Source organism: Microbispora sp. CA-135349, assembly GCF_050947365.1.
Classification (GTDB): domain Bacteria; phylum Actinomycetota; class Actinomycetes; order Streptosporangiales; family Streptosporangiaceae; genus Microbispora.
Map to the genome: position 1 here is coordinate 4,785,665 of NZ_CP192001.1, position 21,645 is coordinate 4,807,309.

The window sequence follows — 21,645 nt, forward strand, 5'->3', positions numbered from 1 at the left end:
GGCACGCCGTTAACACAATTCATAAACCCGCTCCCGACCGACACGCGGTCTGCTTGTCAGAACTATAGGTGTGCCGCTACATATCGCCGCGAGCGTATACACGACTTATGACTTCGGTCAAGCAAAAGGCGGCGTAGTGTAAGACATAAGGAAACGTCGAGTACGAAGGAGTGCCAGTGGCTCAGGGCATGCCCGGGGGGACCGGAGCGGGATCACTACTCTCGATCCTGCGCGACGGGCGGGCGCGTACCCGCGCCGAGCTGGTCCAGCTCACCGGTCTGTCAAGGAGCGCGGTGTCCCAACGGATTGACGCTCTGCTGCACCAGCGCCTGATCCTGCCCGCCGAGGCGACGACTCCATCGGGCGGCAGGCCCGCCACCGCCTTCTCCTTCAACCGGGAGGCCCGCATGGTGCTCGCCGCCGACCTCGGCGTCACCCACGCCAGGATCGCCGTCAGCGACCTCGGTGGCACGGCCCTGGCGGAACGTGCCGCCGACCTGCCCATCGACCGCGGACCCGAGCCGACGCTGAGCTGGGTTCTCGACACCTTCCGCGAGTTGCTCGCCGAGTGCGGTCACACCGCGTCGGACGTATGCGGAGTCGGCGTCGGCCTCCCCGGCCCTGTGGACCACGAAAGCGGCACGGCGGTCAACCCTCCGATCATGCCGGGCTGGGACGGCTTCCCCGTACCCGACTGGCTCGGCGAGCGGCTCGGCGTTCCGGTGCTCGTCGACAACGACGTGAACATCATGACGCTGGGCGAGCACTGGGCCGTCTACCCCGAGGTCGAGCATCTGATCTTCGTCAAGGCGGGCACCGGCATCGGCTGCGGCATCATCGCCGGACGCCGGCTGCATCGCGGCGCCCGAGGCGCCGCAGGGGATATCGGCCACATCCGCATCCCCACCATCGACCAGGTGCAGTGCCGCTGCGGCTACGTCGGCTGCCTGGAGGCCGTGGCCGGCGGCGCGGCTCTGGTCGCCCGCCTCCGCGACGTGGGGCTTGATGTCGCCGATGGCCGGGACGTCGTCCGCCTGACCAAGGAAGGCAATCCCCTGGCCATCCGCCTTGTCCGGCAGAGCGGCAGAGAGGTCGGCAGCGCGCTCGCCTCGATCGTCAACTTCTTCAACCCCACACTGATCGTGATCGGCGGCGACCTGGTCGAAGCGGGCGATCACCTTCTGGCAGGCGTCCGCGAAATGATTTACGGCCGCTCGTTGCCGCTGGCCACCCAGAGTCTCAGCATTCGCGCCAGCGAACTCGGTGACCGGGCGGGCGTTACCGGCGCCGCCGTGATGGTCATCGAGCGCATTCTGGCTCCCGAGACCGTCGATCGGTCAGTTACCAGGTAACTTCTGTCGAATCACGGCATATCTATCCGCCGATCGTCACAGAACCCGCTCCTCACCTCCAGCAGGTTCGCCTATTTCGGCCCTTCACAAACCGGACGCGGGACTCGAAAATAGTGCGCTCGGACTCCCGAATAGCTCCCCAGTTGGTGGGCCACCCCTTCGGGGCGAAGGGGGGCCCGTTTCCTTTTCCGGTCCCGCCGACGGTTCAGGTCTGGTTGAACAGCGACAGGGTCAGGGTCGAGTGGTACTCGCCGGCGGCGACGTCGACCGGGGTGCGCAGGGCGAGGTCGGCGTTGACCTTCGAGGTGCCGATCTCGTCGGAGGAGTTGGCGGTCGACACCAGCAGCTCCTGACCCTGCAGACCCACCTCCGGGGCTCCGGTGCCGTCGGAGATGACACTGGAGACCGGCTCACCGGCCGACACCGCCCCGGTGGAGGAGTCGCTCAGCAGACGCGGCTTCCACCCCAGGTACTGCGGGCCGATGGTCTTGGCCGGGTCGTCGGCCGCGACGAACTGGCTCGACTGGCCCACGACCGCCCAGAACTCACCGGCGGGGATGTCCTCGGGGTTGCGGGTGTCGGACACCGTGACCGTCGGCAGGGTGCCGGTGAACTGACGGGCGGCGGCGTCGGAACCGTTCTCGGTGAGGGACACCCCGTTGTTGTCGGCCACCGTCATCGACAGCTGACCGGGCGTGGTCGTGGGCTCGATCTTCACCGACACATCGATGCCGTCGCCAGAGCCGTCGCCGGGTCCGTCGGCCGCCATCGCGGGACCGGCCACACCCGAAAGCACCAGGCCGAGCACCGACACGGCCAGTATCTGGGCGGTTTTCTTGGTCTTCACGTGATGACTCCATCTTTGGGGAGGCATGGGGGCGGGGCCGGCCGGCCAATCGTCCGGTCGGCCGGCCCCGGTTGCTTCTGTTTGGTACGGCGGTCAGGCGCAGCTGATCGCGTTGTAGGCGGCGTCGTAGGTCGAGGTGACCTGCTTGCCGCCGATCGTCGCGGTCCCCTTAACAGTCACCTTGCCCGCGCCGATCTGTCCGGCCCGCGCGTTGAAGGACTGGTAGGCCTGCTTGCCCGGGGCCACGTCGGCCACGGTCTTCTTGCCGAACGGGGTGTTCAGCTCGATCGTGGCCGGCGCGTCGCCGTCGTTGACGGCCGTCACCGCCACGTACGCCGACGTGCCCACGCAGCGGGACGAGGCGGTCACGGTCAGCGGAACGCCGGGAGAGGAAACCGGGGTGAAGCCGAACCGCTGGTTGTCGGCGTTGCTGCAGGTCCACTGGATCAACGCGGCGCCGTCGGCCTTGGAGTTGCCGTTGATGTCGAGGCACAGGCCGCTCACCGCCGAATTGACCTGGTAGGCGTCTCCGGACGGGATGAGATAGAACCGCTGGTTGACCTGGTCCTTGTGTCCGTCGGGATGGCAGGAGTACTGGACGAGCTGGGTGCCCGTCGCGGTCGAGCCGGTCGGCACGTCAAGGCACTTGCCGCTCTTGACGTTCTTGAGCTGGTAGGCGCCGGCGGTGAAGGGAATGGCCTCCCACTGCTGCTCGCTGCCCTCCGTCGCACTCATCTGAACGATCTTGGCGTCATCGGCGGTCGAGGCGTCCTGCGGCGTGACGTACTTGCCGCTGTGCTTCGGGGCGATGGTGTAGACACCCTTGGCCCCTCCGCCGACCGTGACCGTCGCGACCATGCCTGCCCACTTCTTGCCGTCGAAGCCGGAGTGGAGCCTGCAGATGACCGTCCAGGTCCCCTCCCGATCGAAGGTGTAGGAGACCGGCGGACCTCCCGGCGAGACAGCGCCCTTGGTGACCTCGAAGATGTCGCCGCCGTTCGGGTCCGGATTGCCGCCGGGCGGCACGAGCCAGACATCGTGCGGCATTCCCGCATCCGGCACGTCGAAGTGCCAGGTGACGGTGCCACCGCGGGTGATCTCGCAGTTACCGGGACTCCACCCCGTGCCCGAGGCGAAGATGTCGCACGTCGTGGGGAGCGTCCTGCCGCCGTCGAGCACCGTGAAGACGGCACTCTGCGGGTTGGATGTGTTCCCGGAGTAATCGGTGGCCCGGTAGTCGACCGTGTACTTCCCCGGGTTCTTGAACGGAACCGGCGCGTCGTAGGCGGTCCACGCTCCGCCGTTGACGCGGTACTCGGTCTTTTCCACACCGGCGCAACCGACATCGTTGGCGGTGAGTTTGAGCGTGGCCGAGTCGATGTAGGTGTTCTGCTGGCTGGGGTGGGCCCGGCCCTCGATCTGGTGCGACACCGTCGGTGCCTGGGTGTCCTCCGCGCACGTGGTGGAGGGCTTGAACTCGATCTTGACCAGCTCCATCTTCATCGTGGAGTTGATCTGGTTGCGGCAGCAGCCGAAGGTCCAGCGCCCCATGTAGAGGGCGCCGTCGGGCCCGAACCTGGTCGGGATCACGAAGCTGCTGTTCGGTGTGCCGAAGTGGTTGACCGGCAGCCAGTCGTTGACCCGGAGCATCTGGTTGTTGTCCTCCCGCAGGCGGACCTCCTTCCAGAACCCGTTGTCGGCGCCACGGTTGGTGATCAGCCACGAGCCGTCGTAGTAGGGCGGGAAGGCACCGGGACCGTAGCTGTCCTTGTATCGGTAGACCGGGCCGGTGACCGGCTGCATGCCCCCGGGGCCCAGGTCGCCGAAGGCCATCGGATCCTGACCACCCGGGTTGCCGGGGTACTTGCGCCAGATCGTCGCCGACTTGGCGGGGCCTGGAATCTCATCGAGGCCCTGGAACGTGGGTTGCGAATTCTTGCCGCCCGGCGGAGCCCAGGCGAGGTCGGCCGGGATCTTGTCGAGCGAGCAGTCGTACTGCTGACCGGTCGAGGAGTTGGTCTCGTAGTTCCAGCGCCACGTGGTGTTGGTCTTCGAGTTGTCGCCGACGCAGAACGGCCAGCCCTGGAAGCCGGGCTCGTCGACCAGATCCCACTCGCAGGTGCCGGCCGGGGCACGGTTGGCCTGGTCCACCGTGTTGTCGTGGCAGTACTCGCCGACGACGACCGTACCCGGGTTGGCGGGGTCGGTGTGCACCGTGAAGGGCTGCCGGAAGCCCATGGCATAGATCTCCGGCCGGGTCTTCGGGGTCCCCGGCGGGAACATGTTGCCCTTCGGAACCGTGTAGGTCTTGTCCAGGCCGGGGTCGGGGGCGCTCCCTGAGGCCGGAGGCGGAATGTCCTCGATCGGTTTGATGCGCAGGATCTTGCCGCGCAGGTCGGCGGTGTTGGCCGCCGTCTTGCGCGCGTCCCAGCGCTCGGAGGCGCGATGGTCCATCGGCGGGTAGCCGTTGTGGCCGGGCGCGTTCGGGGAGGTGTCGTCGCCGACGCCGAGGTAGAGGTTGCCTTCGGAGTCGAACACCAGGCTCGCGCCGCCGACATGGCCGGGGCCGTTGTCGGTGGGGCCACCCGGGAAGCCTGAGGGGTTGCCTGAGATCTTCGCCTTGGGCACGCGCAGGATCTGCCGCTCATCGTATGGATGTGCCGGGTCGGCGGCTCCGCCCGCCGGTGCGGGCACGAACGCGGTGCCGGCCTCGTTCAGCGTGAAGCGGCTGATCAGGTTGTAACCGACCGTCTGCTGGTTGCCCGTGGTCGGCCAGTCGGGGTTGCGCGGGGAGTAGTAGACGTAGATGTCGCGCTTGTTCGGGTTCGACAGGTCGAAGCCCGGCTCCAGGCTCATCCCCAGCACGCCGTCCTCGGAGTTGCCGTGGTCGGCGCGGGTCGGGATCGTCGCGACCGTGGTCGAGTTGTTCGGCGGGCCGTTCGGATCGTGCATCTTCACGTAGCCCTGGGACTGGTAGCCCGTCGCGGGGCCGATCTCGGTCCAGTAGAGCTTGCCGTCCGCCGCCACGTCGAGAGCCATCGGGCCGTTCGCATTGTCGACCAGGGTCGTGCGGGTGAAGTTCGACCACACGGTGCCCGAGCAGTCGGTCTTGTTTCCCTCGCCGGCGACCCAGCGCACCCCTCCGACGATCTGCTTGACCAGCGGGTTGTCGCCGCCGTTCTCGCTGTACCGCACGCCGAAGTGACCCTGCGAGGTCACCCAGGTCCGTCCGTCGTTGTAGGACCGCGGGGTGGCGGTGCCGTCCTTGACCCTGTCGCCGTCGTAGAGCTTGCACCACGTCGTGGGGTGGTCCTGGCCCATTTTCTGGCTGCCGGTGTTGTAGGTGCGCTCGTCGAAGGTCTCGAGCACGTGGTGGGTGCCCCGGACGCTGCGGACGAAGTTGTAGTGCTCGTCGGCGAGCTGGTAGGTGTCGGGCAGGTCTTTGGTGGAGAGGTGGTTGTGGTCGGCGACCTGGACGGTTGCGGCGTTGCCGGTCGCCGACCCATTCGAGTGGGCGGTCATCGTCGTGCCGATGACGCTGTCCGGCCCGCCGTCCCACCAGTCCCATACGGACGCGCCGGCGCCGGCGTCGGTCATGTTGTGCACGGCCGCGATCCCGCCGCGGTTCTGGGTGAAGCGGATCAACGCATCGCGCTGGGCCTGGTCCAGGAGCGGTCCGGTCCGGCCGCCGCCGGCCCATGACCACGACGCGTTGAGGAACAGGATCGCGTTGTATCGGGCCAGGTTGTCGTCGGTGAAGATCCGGGGGTTCTTGTTCGGGTTGTCGCAGTTGTTCGTGCCGCCACCGTTGTTGTCGCAGTCCTCCCAGTCGACCTCGTAGCCTGCGGCCTTGAGAGCGGCCTGCACCACTGGGCGCCCGTTGTCGATCGCCTCCGCGTGCCGGTACCCGGTCGTGCCGGTATAGATGAGGACCCTCTTGCCGTCCTCCTCCTTGGCAGGAGCCGCAAGGAAGCCTTGATTGGCCGGCCCGGTGCTCGTCACCGGGGCAGCAGCCGGCAGGTGGGTGCTCTTCGCTTGGGCAGTGGTCGCCGGGGCGAGCATCTGAGCCCCAAGAGCGACCGCAGTCAGCGCGGTTAAAGAACGCCTCACACTCCGCGCGGGCAGCGCGGCGTTCCGCATACCACTCACTTCCTCTCCCAATGCGGCGGCGACCAGCCCCGCGGCCGGAGCGATGTGGTTCGACCGCCTGAGGTTAGACGTAGCGTCTGCGCCTTTTGTCCATGTGTCAAGGACTTTCTCCACGTACACGAAAAAGTCAGCCCCGAAGATGCAGTCGTTTTGTTTGCCCGAGGCATTAGTTCTCTTGAACGAGACGGTTTCGTCGGTTAGCGTCCCCGCTATGAGCGGGCAGACGGTTCACCGGCGGCTTCTCAGCGTCGCTGCGGCCACAGTTTCGATCGCCGTCGGAGCACTGGCTTTGACGGGCTGTAGCGACGATTCCGGGGAGGCGAAGACGCGGGGGCGCGACCTGACCGCCCTCCAATGCCCGATGGTGGAGACCGGGCAGAACGGGGGCGTCAACCAGTACAGGCCCGCGGAGAACGCCTTCGACACGGCGGAACTGCTCGGCTTGGAGCTCGCCGAGGCGCGCGAGAAGGCGGCCCGTCACAGCTGCGAAATCGTCGTTTCTCGCGAGGACGGCAAGAGCCGGCCCGTGCCGATAGAGATCGACCCGACGAGGATCTACGTCTATATCGCGCATGGCGTCGTCAGCGATATAGAAGGGGTCGGTGGTGGGCTCTAAGGCCGGCGACCCGATGCGACCTCTCACCAGGGCTTCCGTAATCGCCGCCGGCCGGCGGTCACGGTGGGTCGTGATCGCGGTATGGCTTGCGCTCGCGATGCTCGCGGTCCCGCTACACGCCAAACTCAGCGAGCAGGCCGACGACGAGAGCGAGACCTTCCTCGTCCGAGGATCGGAGTCGGCGGCGGTCAAGCGGATCATCGACGAGCGGTTCCGGCGCGGCAGCGAGACAGCGGCGGTGATCGCCTATTTCCGCGAGAGTGGGATCACCGCGGACGACGGACGGCGCGCGGACGCCGACGCCCTCGCGCTGTGCCGGTCCGGCGCGATCCCGAACTTGACGATGGTCGCCACCCCCTACCAACGCGCGTGCGGCGAGACCGACCCGCTCGACATGAGCCCGGGGGCTTCGCTACTCACCTCACCCGACGACACCGTCATCTTGAGCACGGTCCTGATGACCGATGACTCGACGCCCGACATCGAGCAGGCGGTCGCGGCGATCCGCGAGGTAGTCCCGTCGGCCGCCGGCGACGCGAGCGGATTGAGGGCCTTCGTGACCGGCCGTGCCGGCTTCGAGGCCGATCGGCAAGCTGCCTTCGAAGGGATCAACGGGACCCTTTTGGCAGTGACGATCGCCGTACTGCTGCTCCTGCTGCTCGCGACCTACCGCTCACCGCTGGTTGCTCTGGTACCGCTGGCAGTCGTCGCCCTCGCCTATCTCGTCACCGCCGGCCTGGCCTACGGCCTTGTCGCCGTCGGCCTCACCGCGGTCAGCGGCCAGACGACCTCGATCATGGTCGTGCTGATGTTCGGTGCGGGCACCGACTACTGTCTGCTGATCGTGGCGCGGTTTCGCGACGAGTTGCGCCGGACGCGGGACGTCGAGGAGGCGATGGTCGCCGCCGCCCAGCGCACCGCCCCGGCAATCGTCTCCGCCGGAGCGATCGTCGTCGGCGCGATGATGGTCCTCGCCCTCGCCGACTTCAACGCCACGCGCGAGATGGGCCCGATCCTCGCCCTCGGTGTCGCGATCATGGTCTGTGCCGGCCTGACGCTCCTGCCCGCGGTGCTCACCGCCCTCGGCCGACGGGCGTTCTGGCCCGCGATTCCCCGCCCCGAGCCCGAGTCCGCACCTGGGGTCACGTTTTGGGGGCGCGTCGCGGGCCTCGTTCACGCACGCCCGAGAGTGATCGCCGTGGCGATCACCGCCGTCCTCGCCGCGGGCGCGCTGGCCGGCATCGGCGGGCGTCCGGCGCTCGACTTCTCCGAGTCCTTCCGCGAGGCGCCGGACTCGGTCCTCGGCCAGCAGGTGATCCGCGACCACTTCGTCCCCGGCCGGGCGGCGCCGCTTCGCATCGTCGTCGCCGACGAGGTGGGCGGGAAGGTCCAGAGCGCTCTCACCGAAGGCACGCACACACCCGTCGCCGGCATGCACGCGGTGGCGAGGTCGGTCGGGGCGGACGGCGACTCCCTGGGCGCGGAGGCGCAGGGCCGGCGAAGATCCGCGGAGGACTTGCTCATCTTCGACGCGGACTTGCGGATGGATCCGTTCTCGGAGCAGTCCACCGACGCCGTCCCAGTGCTGCGCGAAATCGCTGAGCGCGCGGCCGACGGCCAAACCATCCTGATCGGCGGGACCGTGGCCGAGAACTACGATGCCCGCCAGGCACTCGGCCGTGACACCGGGCTGATCGTCCCGATCAGCCTTGCCCTGATCCTCGTCGTCCTCGCTGTGCTCCTGCGCGCGGTGGTGATGCCGCTCTACGTGATCGCGACCGTGATCCTCTCCTTCGGCTTCGCCCTCGGCGTCGGTTCCCTCATCTTCACCCACCTCCTGGGCCAACCGGCCTCAGACCCGAATCTGCCGATATACGCGTTCATCTTCCTCGTCGCTCTGGGCGTCGACTACAACGTGTTTCTCCTCAGCCGGATCAGCGAGCGGCGTCGACAGCACGAGACCCGCCGTGCGGTGACGGAGGCTCTTGAGCAAACCGGCGGCGTGATCACCTCCGCCGGCCTCGTGCTCGCCGCCACCTTCGCGACGTTGATGGTGCTTCCGATGGAGGCGCTGTTTCAGATCGGCTTCGTGGTCACCCTGGGCCTGCTCGCCGACACCTTCCTCGTCCGGGCCCTGCTCGTCCCCGCTCTCGCGATGATGCTCGGCGAGCGGAACTGGTGGCCGTTCAAGCAGACCGCTACCCCGGGCTGACGTCGCCGGTGCCGCGACCCAGGATCCACCAGCGGACGGCGGCGGCGGCCGTCCGCTGCGGCACCTGATGCCCGCCGGGGAACTCCTCGTACGTCACCTCGTAGCCGCTGTCCCGCAGCTGCGGGACGAGCCGCCTGCTGCAGTGGTCGATGGGCAGCACCCGGTCGGAGGTGCCGTGCGAGACGAAGATCCGGGGACGGCCGTGCCGGATCATGGGCGCCATGAATCCCGGAGAGAACGCGAGCACGGCGTGAAACAGGTCGCCGTTGGCCAGCCCCAGCGACAGCGCATAGGAGGCGCCGTCGGAGAAACCGGCCACGGCCACCCCGCCGACGTCGACGGCCGCGCGGGAGAACGCCTCCTCCAGCGCGGCGTCGATCCTGGAGACGTCCGCGCCGTACCCGCCGACGATGACGTCCCAGGTGGCGGAGACGGCCTGCGGCGCGAGCAGCAGCACGCCGAGATCCTCGGCCTGCGGAAGCAGCCACTCCAGCGCCTGCTCCGCGGTGCCGCCCGCGCCATGCAGCACGACGGCGAGCGCGGACGGCCCCGCGCCCTGAGCGGGCGGCACGGAGAACAGGGCGCGCCCGTCCAGGCGGTGCACCCCCGGTTCGGGAGAGGACGCCGCTCGCGCGACGGCCACGGGGCGGGCGGACAACCGGCCGTGCCGCACGCCCTCCTCGGGCCCCGGATGGGGCCGGCTCCGCTCCGGCGTGGCCATCGGCCTCACCCCCCGCCCACGGGTCTACCCCTCCTGCCCGCGGGTCACCGCGATGCGGCCCGGCTTCAGCCGCGGGCGGCGGCGATCACCTCCGAGACCAGGGCGGGCGAGGTGACCCTGCGGACGTATTCGGGCTGGCGCAGCTCACCGCCCATGAAGGGGTACGGGTTGCGGTGGACGGCCGGGCTGGGCTCGTCCACGAGGGCGGCGAAGTGGATCTCCCTCGCCCCGGTCGCCTCGACCACCCGGCCCACGTTCCGCGGGGTGATGCCGCCACCGGGCATGACGACCAGCCTGTCGCCGGCCCGCTCGGCCAGTTCGGCGATCAGCGGCGCGCCCTCCAGTGCCGAGCTGTCTTGACCTGAGGTGAGCACCCGGTCGACCCCAAGCCCCGCCAGCGTCTCCAGCGCGGCGAACGGGTCGGCCGTCATGTCGAAGGCCCGGTGGAAGGTGACCGAGAGCCCTCCGGCCGCCTCGATCAGCCGCTTGGACACCTCGACGTCCACCTCCCCCGCCGGGGTGAGCGCGCCGATCACGACGCCCTGCGCCCCGGCGTCGCGTACGGCCGCCACGTCGCGGGCCATCGCCGCGACCTCGTGCTCGTCGTAGACGAAGTCGCCGCCGCGCGGCCGGATGATCACGTGGACCCGGATCGAGGAGACCGCGGCGAGCGTGGCCTCGACCGTGCCCAGGGTGGGAGTCAGGCCGCCCTCGAACAGCGCGGCGCACAGCTCGACGCGGTGCGCGCCCGCCCGCTCGGCGGCCAGCGCCCCGGCCGTGCTGTCGATGCAGATCTCATACGTCAGGTTCATCGTCTCCCCTAGAAAACCGCCACTCAGAAAACGGCCACTCAGAAAACAGCGCTGATCTCGCCGACCGGAGCTCCCCCGCCCAGCACGGGAACGGTCGTGAACTCGGCCGCCGCCGAGACGTCCGCGCCCGCGGCCCGCAGTGCGGCGAGAGCGACCGCCGTCGTCGCCCGGGGGCCGCCGTCGATCGCCTTGACGGCCGCCGCGTGCCCGGAGGCGAGCGCCACGACCAGCACACCCTCGGCGCCGCCCTTCACCACGGCGCCGGGCAGCGCCCGCATCAGGCGGGTGTTCACGTGCCCGGTCCCGCCGACGTACTCCGGATGCGTGCGCATCGCGTCGGCGACCGCGCGCGGCGGCGTCCCCGGCGCGGACACGACCATGGCGCGTACGGCGCGGGCCAGGCCCGTCAGCGAGATCCCGAACAGCGGCGCGCCACAGCCGTCGACGGCGACGTGCGCGGCCTTCTCCCCCGACAATTCCTCCACCACCGACCTGACCCGCTCCTGCACGAAGTGGCCGGGGTCGAGGTAGGTGGCCGTGGGCGCGCCCGCGGCCACGGCGGCGGCGAGCATCGCGGCGTGCTTGCCCGAGCAGTTCATCCGTTCCCGCGACGGCCCGAGGCCCGCCAGCACCAGGCCCTGCCGGGCGGTCTCGTCCTCGGGCCAGTCGGGCGGGCAGCGCAGGTCGCCGAAGGCGAGCCCGGCCCCGCCGAGGATCTCGGCCACGAGCCGCACGTGGAAGTCCTCCCCCGTGTGGCTGCCGGCGGCGATCGCGAGCGCGGGACCCTGCAGGTGGGCCCCGGCGAGCAGGCAGGCGAGCGCCTGGAACGGCTTGGCCGACGAGCGCGGCAGCACCGGCGCGTTCACCGGGCCGCGCGCGACGGCGACCTCCCCGCCCGCCGACAGCGCGACCGCGCTGCCGAAGTGGACGCTCTCCACGAAACCGGATCGCACGACCTCCGCGAGCGGGGCGTATTCAGCGAGGGACACGGGTGTTCTTCCTCCTGCGCGTCCCGCCCCTGCCCCTGCGGTCGAGGGAACGGGCGAGCGCGGACAGCGACGCGTTGACCACGAGGTAGACCAGCGCGACGACGATGTACGTCTGGATGAGCAGGCCGTTGTAGTTGGCCAGGACCTTGCCGCTGTAGAGCAGCTCGGCGTAGCTGACGACGAAGCCGAGTGAGGTGTCCTTCAGCAGGCCGACCGACTGGCTGACGATCGAGGGCAGCACGCGGCGGGCCGCCTGCGGCAGCACGACCAGCCGCATCGACTGCCCGTGGGTGAGCCCGAGGGCCAGGGCGGCCTCCCCCTGTCCCCGCTCGACGGACCTGATCCCGGCCCGGAAGATCTCGGCGAACGCCGCCGCGTTGGACACGGCCAGCGGCACCACGAGCTTCCAGAACAGCGGGAGGTCCAGGCCGTACCTCGGCAGCGCGAACAGCACGAGGTAGACCAGCAGCAGCGCCGGGATGGTCCGCACGGCCTCGACGTACGCGGCGGCCGGCAGGCGGACCCAGCGGCGCCGCGACAGCCGTCCGAGCGCGAGGGCGATCCCGGCCGCCATCGCGAGCGCGGCCGACACGACGGCGGCCAGGGCGGTGGACCACAGCCCGCCGAGCAGGTAGCGCCACATCGGCCAGGTCGCGTACGGCTGCCAGCGCTCGGCGGCGAGCTGCCCGTTGGCGGCGAACTGGCGCACGGCCAGGGCCAGCAGGGCGAGCAGCACCACCACGCCCGCGACGGTGGCCAGGCGGATGCGGCGCCGGGCGCGCGGGCCCGGCTCGTCGAACAGCAGGTTGCTCACCGCGCCACCGCCAGCCGCCGTTCGAGCCGCCCGGTCACGAACCCGGCGCAGGCCGCGATCGCCGCGTACGCCAGGCCCGCCCCCACGAAGATCGGGATGGGCTGCGCCTCCAGCAGGTTCACCCGGTTGGCGGCGGCGGTCAGCTCGACCACGCCCACGGCCGCCGCGAGCGAGGTGTTCATCGTGAGCGCGATGAAGATGTTGCCGATCGGCTGCACGACGGTGCGCAGCGCCTGGGGCAGCACGACGTGGCGCAGCGACTGGCCGAACGTCAGCCCCAGGGCGCGGGCCGCCTCGCCCTGACCGGCGGAGATCGCGTTGACGCCCGAACGGAGGGCCTCGGCGATGTAGGCGCCCTCGTACAGCGCGATCACCACGATGGCCGTGGTGGTCAGGCCGGCCGTGAGCCCGATCTCGGGCAGGCCGAAGACCGCGAGCACGAGCAGCACGAGCAGCGGGAGGTTCTGCAGGGTCTCGACGTAGACGGTCGCGACCGTGCGCAGCACCGGGACCGGCCCGACCCGCATCGCCACGATCACGAGCCCCACGGCCGCGGCACCGACGAACGACGCCGCGGTCATCTGGAGGGTCACGACCAGCCCCTGCCAGAACTCGGGCAGGTGATCAAAGAGTGCCGACATCAGGAACCCGGCACAGAACCGATCTCGGGCGGCGTGGGGGCCTCGCCCTGCACGACCGTGCCGAGGGAGTTCTTCCAGATGCCCTGCCATACGCCGTTGGCCTGGATCTTCTTCAGCCAGTCGTTGACGAACGACTTGAACTGGTCGTCGCCGTGCCTGAGGCCGATGCCGTACGGGTCCTGGGTGAACGGCTTGGTCACGACCTGCAGCTCGGGGTCCTTCTTGGCGTCGGCGACGAGCAGCGTCTCGTCCTGGACGTAGGCGACGCCGCGGTCCTGCTTGAGCGCCTGGACGCACTCGGGGTCGCCGCCGAAGGTGATGATCTTCGCCTGCGGCGCGAGCTTCTTGATCTCGGGGATGGCGGGGGTGTTGGCCCCGGCGATGACGGTCTTGCCGTTCAGGTCCTGCGGCGAGGAGATCCCCGTCGTGCCCTTCTTGACCGCGATGGACAGGCCCGAGGAGTAGTAAGGACCGGCGAAGGCGACCTGCTCGGCCCGCTCCGGAGTGATCGTGTAGGTCTGGAAGACCACGTCCACGGTGCCGTTGCTCAGCAGCGCCTCGCGGGTCTCGGACGCCGAGTTGACGATCTTCACCTTCGGCTGCCCGATGATGTATTTGGCCAGCGCCTTGCCAAGGTCGGCGTCGAAGCCCTCCACCTCGCCGGTGGCGGGGTTCTGCTGGGACAGCAGCGGCGCGTCGAGTGAGCCCCCGACGATCAGCTCGCCGCGCTGCTTGATCTTCTCCATCGTCGAGCCGGGCAGGATGTCGGCGGCGGCGGCCACCGGCGCGTTCGCGAGCACGCCGCTCCCGCCGCCCTCGCTCGCGGCCGCGCCCGGCACGGCGGAGCTCGCCGAGTCCGTCCCGGCACAGGCCGTCAGGCCGGCCATCGCCACGGCGGCGACAGCGGCCACCCGCTTAATGGACACCATCGGGGTCCACCATCCTTTGCGATCAGTGCGTGAGTACCTTGGCCAGGAAGTCCCTGGCCCGATCGGTGCGGGGCGAGTCGAAGAAGGCGTTCGGCTCTCCCGTCTCGACGATCCGGCCGCCGTCCATGAACACCACGCGGTCGGCCGCGCGGCGCGCGAACCCCATCTCGTGGGTGACGACGACCATGGTCATGCCGTCGGCGGCCAGGCCCGTCATCACGTCGAGGACCTCGCCGACCATCTCCGGGTCGAGCGCCGAGGTGGGCTCGTCGAAGAGCATGACCTTGGGCCGCATGGCGAGCGCGCGGGCGATGGCGGCGCGCTGCTGCTGCCCGCCCGACAGCCGTGCGGGCTGCTTGCCGGCCTGCTCGGCGATGCCGACCCGGGCCAGCAGCTCGTGGGCGGTCCGCTCGGCCTCGGCGCGGCTCACGCCGCGCACCTTCATCGGCGCGAGCATCACGTTCTCCAGCACGCTCTTGTGCTGGAAGAGGTTGAAGTTCTGGAAGACCATCCCGACGTCGGCCCGCAGCCGGGCCAGCGCGCGGCCCTCCTCGGGCACGGGGACGCCGTCGACGAGGACCTCGCCCGAGTCCGCCGCCTCCAGCCGGTTGAGGCACCGGCACAACGTCGACTTGCCGGACCCGGAGGGCCCGATGACCACCACGACCTCGCCGCGCGCCACGTCGAGGTCGACGTCGTGCAGCACGTGATGCTCACCGAACCACTTGTTGAGGCCTCGTACCCGAATCATCGCCAACTTCCTTCGAAATCGAAGATATGGCGGACCGTAATGGATGATTATGGGCGAAGTCAACGCGTTGGCGCAGAAAGTAAAGTCGTGGTATTCCTTCCTCCATGCCAGGCAAAGAGAGGTTGCCGGTGCGGGGGGCGCAGGGCGATCTCCTGCGCCTCGTCGCCGCCGGCCACGCCGAGTCGCGGGCCGAGCTCGCCCGCCTGTCCGGCCTGGCGGCCTCCAGCGTCTCGCTCCGCGTCGAAGAACTGATCGGCAGCGGGCTGCTGGTGGAGGAGGGCGCGGGCACCTCGCGCGGCGGCCGGCGACCCCGGCGGCTGCGGCTCAGCCCCGGTGCGGGACTGCTCGCGGTCGCCGACCTCGGCGCGCACCACGCGCGGCTCGGCCTCCTCGACCTCAGCGGCACCCCGCTGGTGGTCGAGGAGCGTCCCTGCGACATCCTGGCGGGGCCCGACGCGACCATCGACTGGATGGCGGCCGCGTTCGAGGACCTGCTGGCCGCGCACGGCCCGCCCGGGGTCCCGCTGCGCGGGGTCGGCACGGGCATACCCGGTCCTGTGGACCCGGCGACCGGCCGGGTCGTCGCGCCCTCGCGCATGCCCGGCTGGAACAACTTCCCCGTCGCCGAACGCCTCGGCGCGCACTTCGACCTGCCCGTCCTGGTGGAGAACGACGCCAACCTCATGGCGGCGGGAGAGGCCAGGTCATGGCCGAAGTGCGAGACGCTGATGGTGCTCAAGGCCGGCAGCGGCATCGGCTGCGGCGTCATCGTGAACGGCGCGCTGCACCGGGGGCGCGGCGCCGCCGGAGACATCAGCCACGTGCGGGTCAGGAGCGACTCGTCGGTCACCTGCTCCTGCGGGCACGACGACTGCCTGGAGGCCTACGCCAGCGGCGCGGCGCTCATGGGTGTGCTCAACGAGCAGGGCATCGAGGTGCGGCGGCCCGCCGACGTCGTCGCGCTGGTCGGGGACGGAGTCCCCGAGGCCACCGCCCTGGTGCGCAACGCCGGCCGGCTCATCGGCGAGGTGCTCACCGTGCTGGTCAACTTCATCAACCCCGACGCGATCGTCGTAGGCGGCAGCCTGTCGTCGGCCGAGCCGCTGATCGCCTCGATCCGCGCGGCGGTGTACGAACGGTGCCTGCCGCTGGCCACCCGCGACCTGGAGATCTCCACCACCCGGTCGGGGCCGGACGCCGCCCTGCTCGGCGCCGGGTCCCTGCTGCTCGACGCCGTGCTCGCCTGAACACCCGCCCGAATGGACGCGACCCCGATTGGACAGCCGTAAGTGACGCGCTACTGCCTCTTCGACCTCGACGGCACGCTGACCGATCCCGAGACCGGCATCGTCGGTTCGATGCGGTACGCCCTGTCCGCGATCGGGTTTCCCGAGGTGAAGCACGAGCAGCTCCGCGCCATGATCGGCCCTCCCCTCCAGGACGGTTTCCTCCGGCTCGGCGTGCCGCGGGAGCGTGTCGATGACGCCGTGCGCGCGTACCGGGAGCGCTACACGGCGGCCGGGATGTACGAGAACGAGGTCATCGCGGGAATCCCCGCCGTGCTGGAGGCTCTCGTCGCCGGCGGCTGGACCTTGGCGGTGGCCACGTCGAAACCGGCCGTCTACGCCGAGAAGATCCTGGTGCATTTCGGGCTCGACGGCTTCTTCGCGTACGTGGCCGGAGCGACGCTCGACGGATCCCGGCGGCACAAGGCGGACGTCATCCGCCACGCCCTCGACCTCCTCGGCGCCCCGCCCGAGGCGACCGTCATGATCGGCGACCGCGGGGAGGACGTCGCAGGCGCGGCCGAGTGCCGGGTGCGGTGCGTCGCGGTGACGTGGGGCTTCGGCCAGACGGCCGAGTTCGCCGCTCCCGGCGTCATCGCCGTCGCCGGCACGCCCGAGCGCCTTCTCGACGTGCTGTCGCAGGCGGCCTCGGGCGCGCCCGCGGCGGAGTGAACGTCACCTTCGGGGCCTGGCCACGCGAGCGACCGCCTAAGGAAGCCGGTCGAGGATCCAGGTGCCGAGCTCTTGGGTGATCGCGGTGTGCCCCTCGTTCTGGGACGCGAGCGTGAATTCGTCCAGTTCGCTGGCGTCGGCAGGAAGGCTGTCGATGCGGGCGTACAGATCGTCGTTGGTGGCGATGTCGCGAATGGCGACGGCGCTGACCGCCGGGACGAAGCAGTGCGAGCGGATCGGGTTGTCCACGCCCATGCCGAGGCCGGTGAACGTGTTGAGCGCGTCGGCGAGGATGCCGAAGCCCTCCAGCATGCCGCCGGGGGCGCCGTCGATATCGGGCAGGTCCGTGGTGCGGATCTCCGGGCGCTGCGCGGTCACGACCCGAAGAGCGGCGACGAGCGAGTCGTCGCCCGTCGCCTGGGTGCGCAGGTCGGTGCCGGTGATGGCCAGGCCCTTGCCGCGCAGGGCGGTCTGGCCGGGCGTGATGCCGTTGCCCTGGCCTGAGCCGACGCCGTTGGCGACGCCGATCAGCCGGGGCCTGCGCGGCCAGTTGCCGACGAGCTCCAGCGCGGCGAGAAACTCCTTGCGCTCCTCGTCGGTGTCGGGCTCGTCCTGCCATCCTTCGATGTGCTGCCACAGCAGTTGACGCGCGGCCGGGCTGTTCATCTGGTCGGAGAACCGGCTGTCGAGCCGGCGGATGTAGTGCGCGAACGCTTGCAGCGCGATGGGCACCCACGCACCGCGGTGCGGGCTGTCGTAGGAGAAGTACAGCTCCGTCTGGTGGTCCATCCTCTCCTGGCTTTCCAGCCTGGCCAGGGCGTATCGGGTGACCAGGCCGCCCATGCTGAAGCCGCCGACGGTGAGCGGATGGCCGCCCTGCCGCCGCGCGATCGCCTCCCGGATCGCGGCGATGGCGGCTTCGGCGTTGTCCAGGATCGATGCGCTTCGCTCGGTGAAACCGAGCAGGACGACGTCCTTGCCGCGCTTGCGCAGTTCGCTGAGGAGCGGGAATCCGCTGAACTCCAGGGCGTTCCAGGAGAACTCGGGTGTGCTGGGTCCGGTGTTGAAGCCGTCGGCCATGATCACGGGTGCGGTCAGGGCGCGGTTGCCCTGCCCGTAGTACACCCAGGCGGTGCCACCGGGCAGAGCCCAGACATCGTTGGGCACCGGCGGGATCTGGGTGGGAGGCTCCTTGGGGCCAGGAGCAAGGATGATGGGCGGCGCGGCCCGGAGCGCTTCCGCGATCTGCTGTTCGTTCTGCCCGCTCATGCCGATCCCTCTCTGACGACGATGACAGAGAGTGTTTCCACAACTACTTTCAGTAACCGGAAGCTATGGGATCGTCTGTGCCGTTATATGCCAGAAGGAGGTCAGCAAGTAGCAACTCGGGCCCCGTCAGCGGCGGTCACCAGCCCGAACGACGTCGCGGACCATGCCAGCACCCGCTGCACGTGTGCGGTGAGGGTGATCAGCATGCCGTCGACGGACATCCCGGCGATGAGCAACAGCAGGTTGCCGCCGACCAGCGCCCGCGAGCGCAGCAGCCGCGGCGGAAGCAGCAGCGGAGCCGCCGAGTGCCGCTCGATCACGACGAACAGCGTCAGCAGCACCGCCGCGGCCGCCGGCGCGCCGACGTCCCAGCCGGCCTCGGGCGCCCGGGTGATGACGTACACCAGCATGACGAGGGCCGGTGTGATGGTCAGGGTGCCGGCGAGGTCGAATCCCCGGGAGCGGGCGTGGCTCTCGCCGAGCAGGAAGGGAGCCAGCAGCAACACCGCCACTCCGACGGGAAGATTGATCCAGAAGACCCACCTCCAGCCGAGCGCGTCGGTGACGACCCCGCCGAGCAGCAGGCCCGCGGTCGCACCGAACCCGCCCAGGCCGCCCCAGACACCCAGTGCCTTGTTGCGCTCAGGGCCCTCTGGGTGGGCATCGACCACCATCGACAGTGCGGCGGGAGCGATGATCGCCGCGGAGACGCCCTGCCCGGCACGTGCCGCCACCAGCGCCCCCAGCGAGGGCGCCAGCCCGCACAGCAGCGAAGACAGCACCCGAAGCGCCATTCCGGCCAGGAACACCTTACGGCGCCCCAGCAGGTCGGCGGCCTTGCCGGACAGCAGCAGCAGGCCGCTGAAGGCCAGCGCGTAGGCGGTCACCGCCCACTGGACCACGGAACCGGCGGGCTCCAGGTCGCGTTCGATGGCCGGCAGGGCCGACATCAGACTGGTGCCGTCCAGGATGGTCATGAAGAACGCCGTCCCCAGCAGCGCCAGCACCCGCCGGCGGATGCTCGTCATGACGGCCTTTCCCCCGTTGCCCGTTCCCGCGGTCCGCGCCGCAGCTCGGCGCCGAGTGCGTCGAGCCAGTCGCCGGTGCCCTGCCGCCGCCAGCCGGGATCCTCCCGGCCGTCGAGGAATGTCGCCTGCTCGGTCAGCCTGAGCAGCGTGCCGCCGTCGGCCGGGGCGAGCTCGACCGTGGTCAGCGACACCGTGGCCAGCTCGTCGCCGCCGTACAGGGACGAGGTGTAGACGATGCGGCTGTCGGCGACGATGTCGCGGTACCAGGACTCGAAGATCAGCGAGGTGCCGTCGCCGTACGCGCGGTTGATCTCCCGGCCGCCGACGCGGAAGTCCGGTTCGTGCTCGCCTCCGGTAGTCAAGCGGTTGCTTAAGTATTGCTCGCGGCCGTGGTCGGCCCGACGCCGCGCCGAGCCGGCGCCGCAGACGCCCCGCAGACCACCGGGGACGCCTACAACAGCCGCGCGACCATCTCGGCGAACTCCTCCGGGGAGACGATCCGCACGCCGAGGGCTTCGGCCTTCGCCCGCTTGGATCCCGCGTTCTCCCCCGCGACGACCAGCGAGGTCTTCGCCGAGACGCTGGACGACGCCCGGCCCCCGGCCTGTTCGACGAGCTCGTTCATCTGATTGCGGGACAGTGCCGCCAGCTGCCCGCTCATCGCGCCCGTGACCACGACCGTCATCCCGGCCAGTGGCAGGGCATCCGGCTCGTCGCCGTCCGGGGCCGGGGCGGCCGTGCCGTCCTCGTCACCGGCCGCCGCCACACCGGGCTCGACCATGTTCACCCCGGCGCGGACGAGCCTGTCGATGAGGTCGCTCAGCTCGGCCAGCTCGGCGACGATCACGGGCGCCTTCTCCGGGCCGATGCCGTCGACCCTCTGGAACGCCTCGGCGTCGGCCGCCCGGATGGCCTCCATGGTGCCGAAGTGCCGGGCGATGCGGCGGCTCATCGAGCGCCCCGTCCCCCTGACCCCGAGCGCGCAGAACACCCGGCTCAGCGGTCTGGCCTTGGCCCTGTCGATCGCGGCCAGGAGGTTGTCGGTGGACACCTCCCCCATCCGCTCCAGGCCCAGCAGCTGCTCACGGGTCAGGAAGAACAGGTCGCCGAAGTCGGCGATCAAGGCGGCGTCCAGCATCTGCTGGACGCGGTTGTCGGCCAGCCCTTCCACGTCCAGCTGGTCGCGGCCGACCGCGTACCGGATCGAGGCGATCGCGCGGCAGTTGCGGCCTCGCACACACCTCCACCGCTCCTGCGACGTGTCGATCTCGCCACCGCAGGCCGGGCACACCTCCGGGAACACGATGGGCTGCTCGTCGCCGGTGCGCAGGTGCACCACCGGGGACTCCACCCGCGGGATCACGTCGCCGGCCTTGTAGACGACGACGCTGTCCCCCACCAGCAGCCCGCGGCGCTCGATGTCGGAGGGATTGTGCAGCGTCGCGTACGTCACGACGGAGCCGTCCAGCTCCACCGGCTCCAGAACCGCGCGCGGGGCGATCACCCCGGTCCGGCCGGTGTTCCACTCCACCGCGAGCAGCTTCGTGATCTTCTGCACGGCGGGCAGCTTGTACGCGATCGCCCACCGGGGCGCCCGCGAGCTGAACCCGGCCTGCGCCTGATCCGCCGCGTCGTCCGCCTTGATCACGATGCCGTCGATCCCGAACGGCAGCTCCGGCCGCGCGGCCGCGATCTCCTCGACTCTCTGCCGCACCTGCTCCACGGTCGTCGCGACGATCCCGGCGACCGCGGTTCCCGCGGTGGTCTGCACGCCCTGTCCGGCGACCCAGTCCATCACCTGGCTGTGCGGCGACTCCCGGAGTCGCGTCGCGAGGTCGGAGGTGTCATCGGGCAGCGGCAGTGCGCCGTACCCGAAGAACGTCAGCTCGCACACGTACGGCCGGTCCTGCGCCCGCAGCGTGCCCGCGGCGGCGCTGCGCGGGTTCGCGAACGTGGTCCCGTCGTGCGCCTGCCGTTTCGCGCACGCCTCCTCGAACTGCCTGGCGGTCATCATCACCTCGCCACGCAGCTCCACGGTGACCGGGTCGGCCAGCCGCCCGGGGAGACCGACGATCGTGCCGATCGCGTGTGAGACGTCCTCGCCCGCGCTCCCGTCGCCGCGGGTGACCAGCTGGACGAGGCGGCCGCCGCGGTAGCGGGCGGCGATCGCGAGCCCGTCCAACTTCGGCTCCACGGACCACGCGGTCACCGGACGGCCGAGCCGGCGTTCCAGCGAGGCGGTCCAGCCGGCCAGCTCCTCGGGCCCGAACACGTTGTCCAGGCTGAGCATGGGCACGGTGTGCGGGACGTCACCCACGACCCCGGCGACCTTGCCCGTCGGCGAGGCCTCCAGCACCTGGCCGGGGTGGGCCTTCTCGTAGGCGGCGATGCCACGGACGAGCCTGTCGTAGGCGTCGTCGTCCAGGGGGGAGGTGCCGTCGCCGTAGTAGGCCGCGGCCGCGTCGTCCGCCAGCTGGACCGCCTCGGCGTAGGCGGTCTCATCGGGAATCGCGTCGATGGGGGGTGCTTCAGTCATGCGGCCATCGTGCCGGGCGGG

18 protein-coding genes are annotated in these 21,645 nt (G+C 70.3%); 5 read left to right on the top strand and 13 right to left on the bottom strand.

From position 1 onward, the window contains the following. Positions 1 to 188 precede the first annotated feature (188 nt). Positions 189 to 1,352: an ROK family protein gene (locus ACQPZZ_RS22245; protein WP_432934484.1), complete on the top strand. Its 1,164-nt coding sequence runs from the start codon at positions 189 to 191 to the stop codon at positions 1,350 to 1,352. A 205-nt stretch (positions 1,353 to 1,557) separates the two neighbouring features. On the opposite strand, the gene ACQPZZ_RS22250 is transcribed toward ACQPZZ_RS22245, so the two are convergent. Further along, the gene (locus tag ACQPZZ_RS22250) at positions 1,558 to 2,199 is read right to left on the bottom strand and encodes a hypothetical protein (protein ID WP_432921352.1); all 642 of its coding nucleotides are present in this window, start codon (positions 2,197 to 2,199) and stop codon (positions 1,558 to 1,560) included. Between the two features lie 93 nt (positions 2,200 to 2,292). Next, the gene (locus ACQPZZ_RS22255; protein ID WP_432921355.1) at positions 2,293 to 6,201 is read right to left on the bottom strand and encodes a ThuA domain-containing protein; all 3,909 of its coding nucleotides are present in this window, start codon (positions 6,199 to 6,201) and stop codon (positions 2,293 to 2,295) included. A 358-nt stretch (positions 6,202 to 6,559) separates the two neighbouring features. On the opposite strand from ACQPZZ_RS22255, the gene ACQPZZ_RS22260 reads away from it, so the two are divergent. Together ACQPZZ_RS22260 and ACQPZZ_RS22265 are read left to right on the top strand one after the other, a co-directional pair. Then, entirely contained in the window at positions 6,560 to 6,964 is a 405-nt protein-coding gene (locus ACQPZZ_RS22260) for a hypothetical protein (RefSeq protein ID WP_432921358.1), read from the top strand. A 70-nt stretch (positions 6,965 to 7,034) separates the two neighbouring features. Beyond that, positions 7,035 to 9,176, top strand: a complete 2,142-nt coding sequence (locus ACQPZZ_RS22265; RefSeq protein WP_432921361.1) for an MMPL family transporter — start codon at positions 7,035 to 7,037, stop codon at positions 9,174 to 9,176. Here the strand turns inward: ACQPZZ_RS22265 and ACQPZZ_RS22270 are convergent. The 7 genes from ACQPZZ_RS22270 to ACQPZZ_RS22300 form a co-directional block, all read right to left on the bottom strand. After that, entirely contained in the window at positions 9,163 to 9,897 is a 735-nt protein-coding gene (locus tag ACQPZZ_RS22270) for an alpha/beta hydrolase (protein WP_432921364.1), read from the bottom strand. The two genes, ACQPZZ_RS22265 and ACQPZZ_RS22270, sit on opposite strands and share 14 nt — an antisense overlap. Before the next feature lie 65 nt (positions 9,898 to 9,962). After that, on the bottom strand, positions 9,963 to 10,709 hold the full coding sequence (locus tag ACQPZZ_RS22275; protein WP_432921367.1) for a copper homeostasis protein CutC: 747 nt from the start codon (positions 10,707 to 10,709) through the stop codon (positions 9,963 to 9,965). A 38-nt stretch (positions 10,710 to 10,747) separates the two neighbouring features. Next, positions 10,748 to 11,698 carry an asparaginase gene (locus ACQPZZ_RS22280; RefSeq protein ID WP_363647465.1) on the bottom strand — a complete coding sequence of 317 codons (951 nt, stop codon included), beginning with the start codon at positions 11,696 to 11,698 and terminating at the stop codon, positions 10,748 to 10,750. After that, entirely contained in the window at positions 11,685 to 12,512 is an 828-nt protein-coding gene (locus ACQPZZ_RS22285) for an amino acid ABC transporter permease (protein WP_363647467.1), read from the bottom strand. Before ACQPZZ_RS22285 ends, ACQPZZ_RS22280 begins: the two co-directional genes overlap by 14 nt. After that, on the bottom strand, positions 12,509 to 13,153 hold the full coding sequence (locus ACQPZZ_RS22290; RefSeq protein WP_363647469.1) for an amino acid ABC transporter permease: 645 nt from the start codon (positions 13,151 to 13,153) through the stop codon (positions 12,509 to 12,511). Before ACQPZZ_RS22290 ends, ACQPZZ_RS22285 begins: the two co-directional genes overlap by 4 nt. After that, positions 13,153 to 14,082 carry a glutamate ABC transporter substrate-binding protein gene (locus tag ACQPZZ_RS22295; protein WP_363647471.1) on the bottom strand — a complete coding sequence of 310 codons (930 nt, stop codon included), beginning with the start codon at positions 14,080 to 14,082 and terminating at the stop codon, positions 13,153 to 13,155. The genes ACQPZZ_RS22290 and ACQPZZ_RS22295 overlap by 1 nt, the downstream gene beginning before the upstream one ends. Before the next feature lie 22 nt (positions 14,083 to 14,104). Next, positions 14,105 to 14,833: an amino acid ABC transporter ATP-binding protein gene (locus ACQPZZ_RS22300; protein WP_363647473.1), complete on the bottom strand. Its 729-nt coding sequence runs from the start codon at positions 14,831 to 14,833 to the stop codon at positions 14,105 to 14,107. Positions 14,834 to 14,937: 104 nt separating this feature from the next. Between ACQPZZ_RS22300 and ACQPZZ_RS22305 the strand changes: the two genes are divergently transcribed. Then, complete coding sequence (locus ACQPZZ_RS22305) at positions 14,938 to 16,080, top strand: ROK family protein (RefSeq protein WP_432921374.1); 1,143 nt, start codon at positions 14,938 to 14,940, stop codon at positions 16,078 to 16,080. Between the two features lie 42 nt (positions 16,081 to 16,122). Further along, positions 16,123 to 16,791, top strand: a complete 669-nt coding sequence (locus ACQPZZ_RS22310) for an HAD hydrolase-like protein (RefSeq protein ID WP_432921380.1) — start codon at positions 16,123 to 16,125, stop codon at positions 16,789 to 16,791. A gap of 36 nt (positions 16,792 to 16,827) precedes the next feature. Here ACQPZZ_RS22310 and ACQPZZ_RS22315 read toward each other — a convergent pair whose 3' ends face one another. The 4 genes from ACQPZZ_RS22315 to ligA form a co-directional block, all read right to left on the bottom strand. After that, on the bottom strand, positions 16,828 to 18,060 hold the full coding sequence (locus ACQPZZ_RS22315; RefSeq protein WP_432921382.1) for a hypothetical protein: 1,233 nt from the start codon (positions 18,058 to 18,060) through the stop codon (positions 16,828 to 16,830). A 101-nt stretch (positions 18,061 to 18,161) separates the two neighbouring features. Next, positions 18,162 to 19,088 (bottom strand): MFS transporter, encoded by a 927-nt coding sequence (locus ACQPZZ_RS22320; RefSeq protein WP_432921385.1) that lies wholly within the window; start codon positions 19,086 to 19,088, stop codon positions 18,162 to 18,164. Further along, positions 19,085 to 19,450 carry an SRPBCC domain-containing protein gene (locus ACQPZZ_RS22325; protein WP_432921388.1) on the bottom strand — a complete coding sequence of 122 codons (366 nt, stop codon included), beginning with the start codon at positions 19,448 to 19,450 and terminating at the stop codon, positions 19,085 to 19,087. Before ACQPZZ_RS22325 ends, ACQPZZ_RS22320 begins: the two co-directional genes overlap by 4 nt. Positions 19,451 to 19,539: 89 nt before the next feature. Next, the gene (gene ligA / locus ACQPZZ_RS22330) at positions 19,540 to 21,624 is read right to left on the bottom strand and encodes an NAD-dependent DNA ligase LigA (RefSeq protein WP_432921391.1); all 2,085 of its coding nucleotides are present in this window, start codon (positions 21,622 to 21,624) and stop codon (positions 19,540 to 19,542) included. Between the last annotated feature and the right edge of the window lie 21 nt (positions 21,625 to 21,645).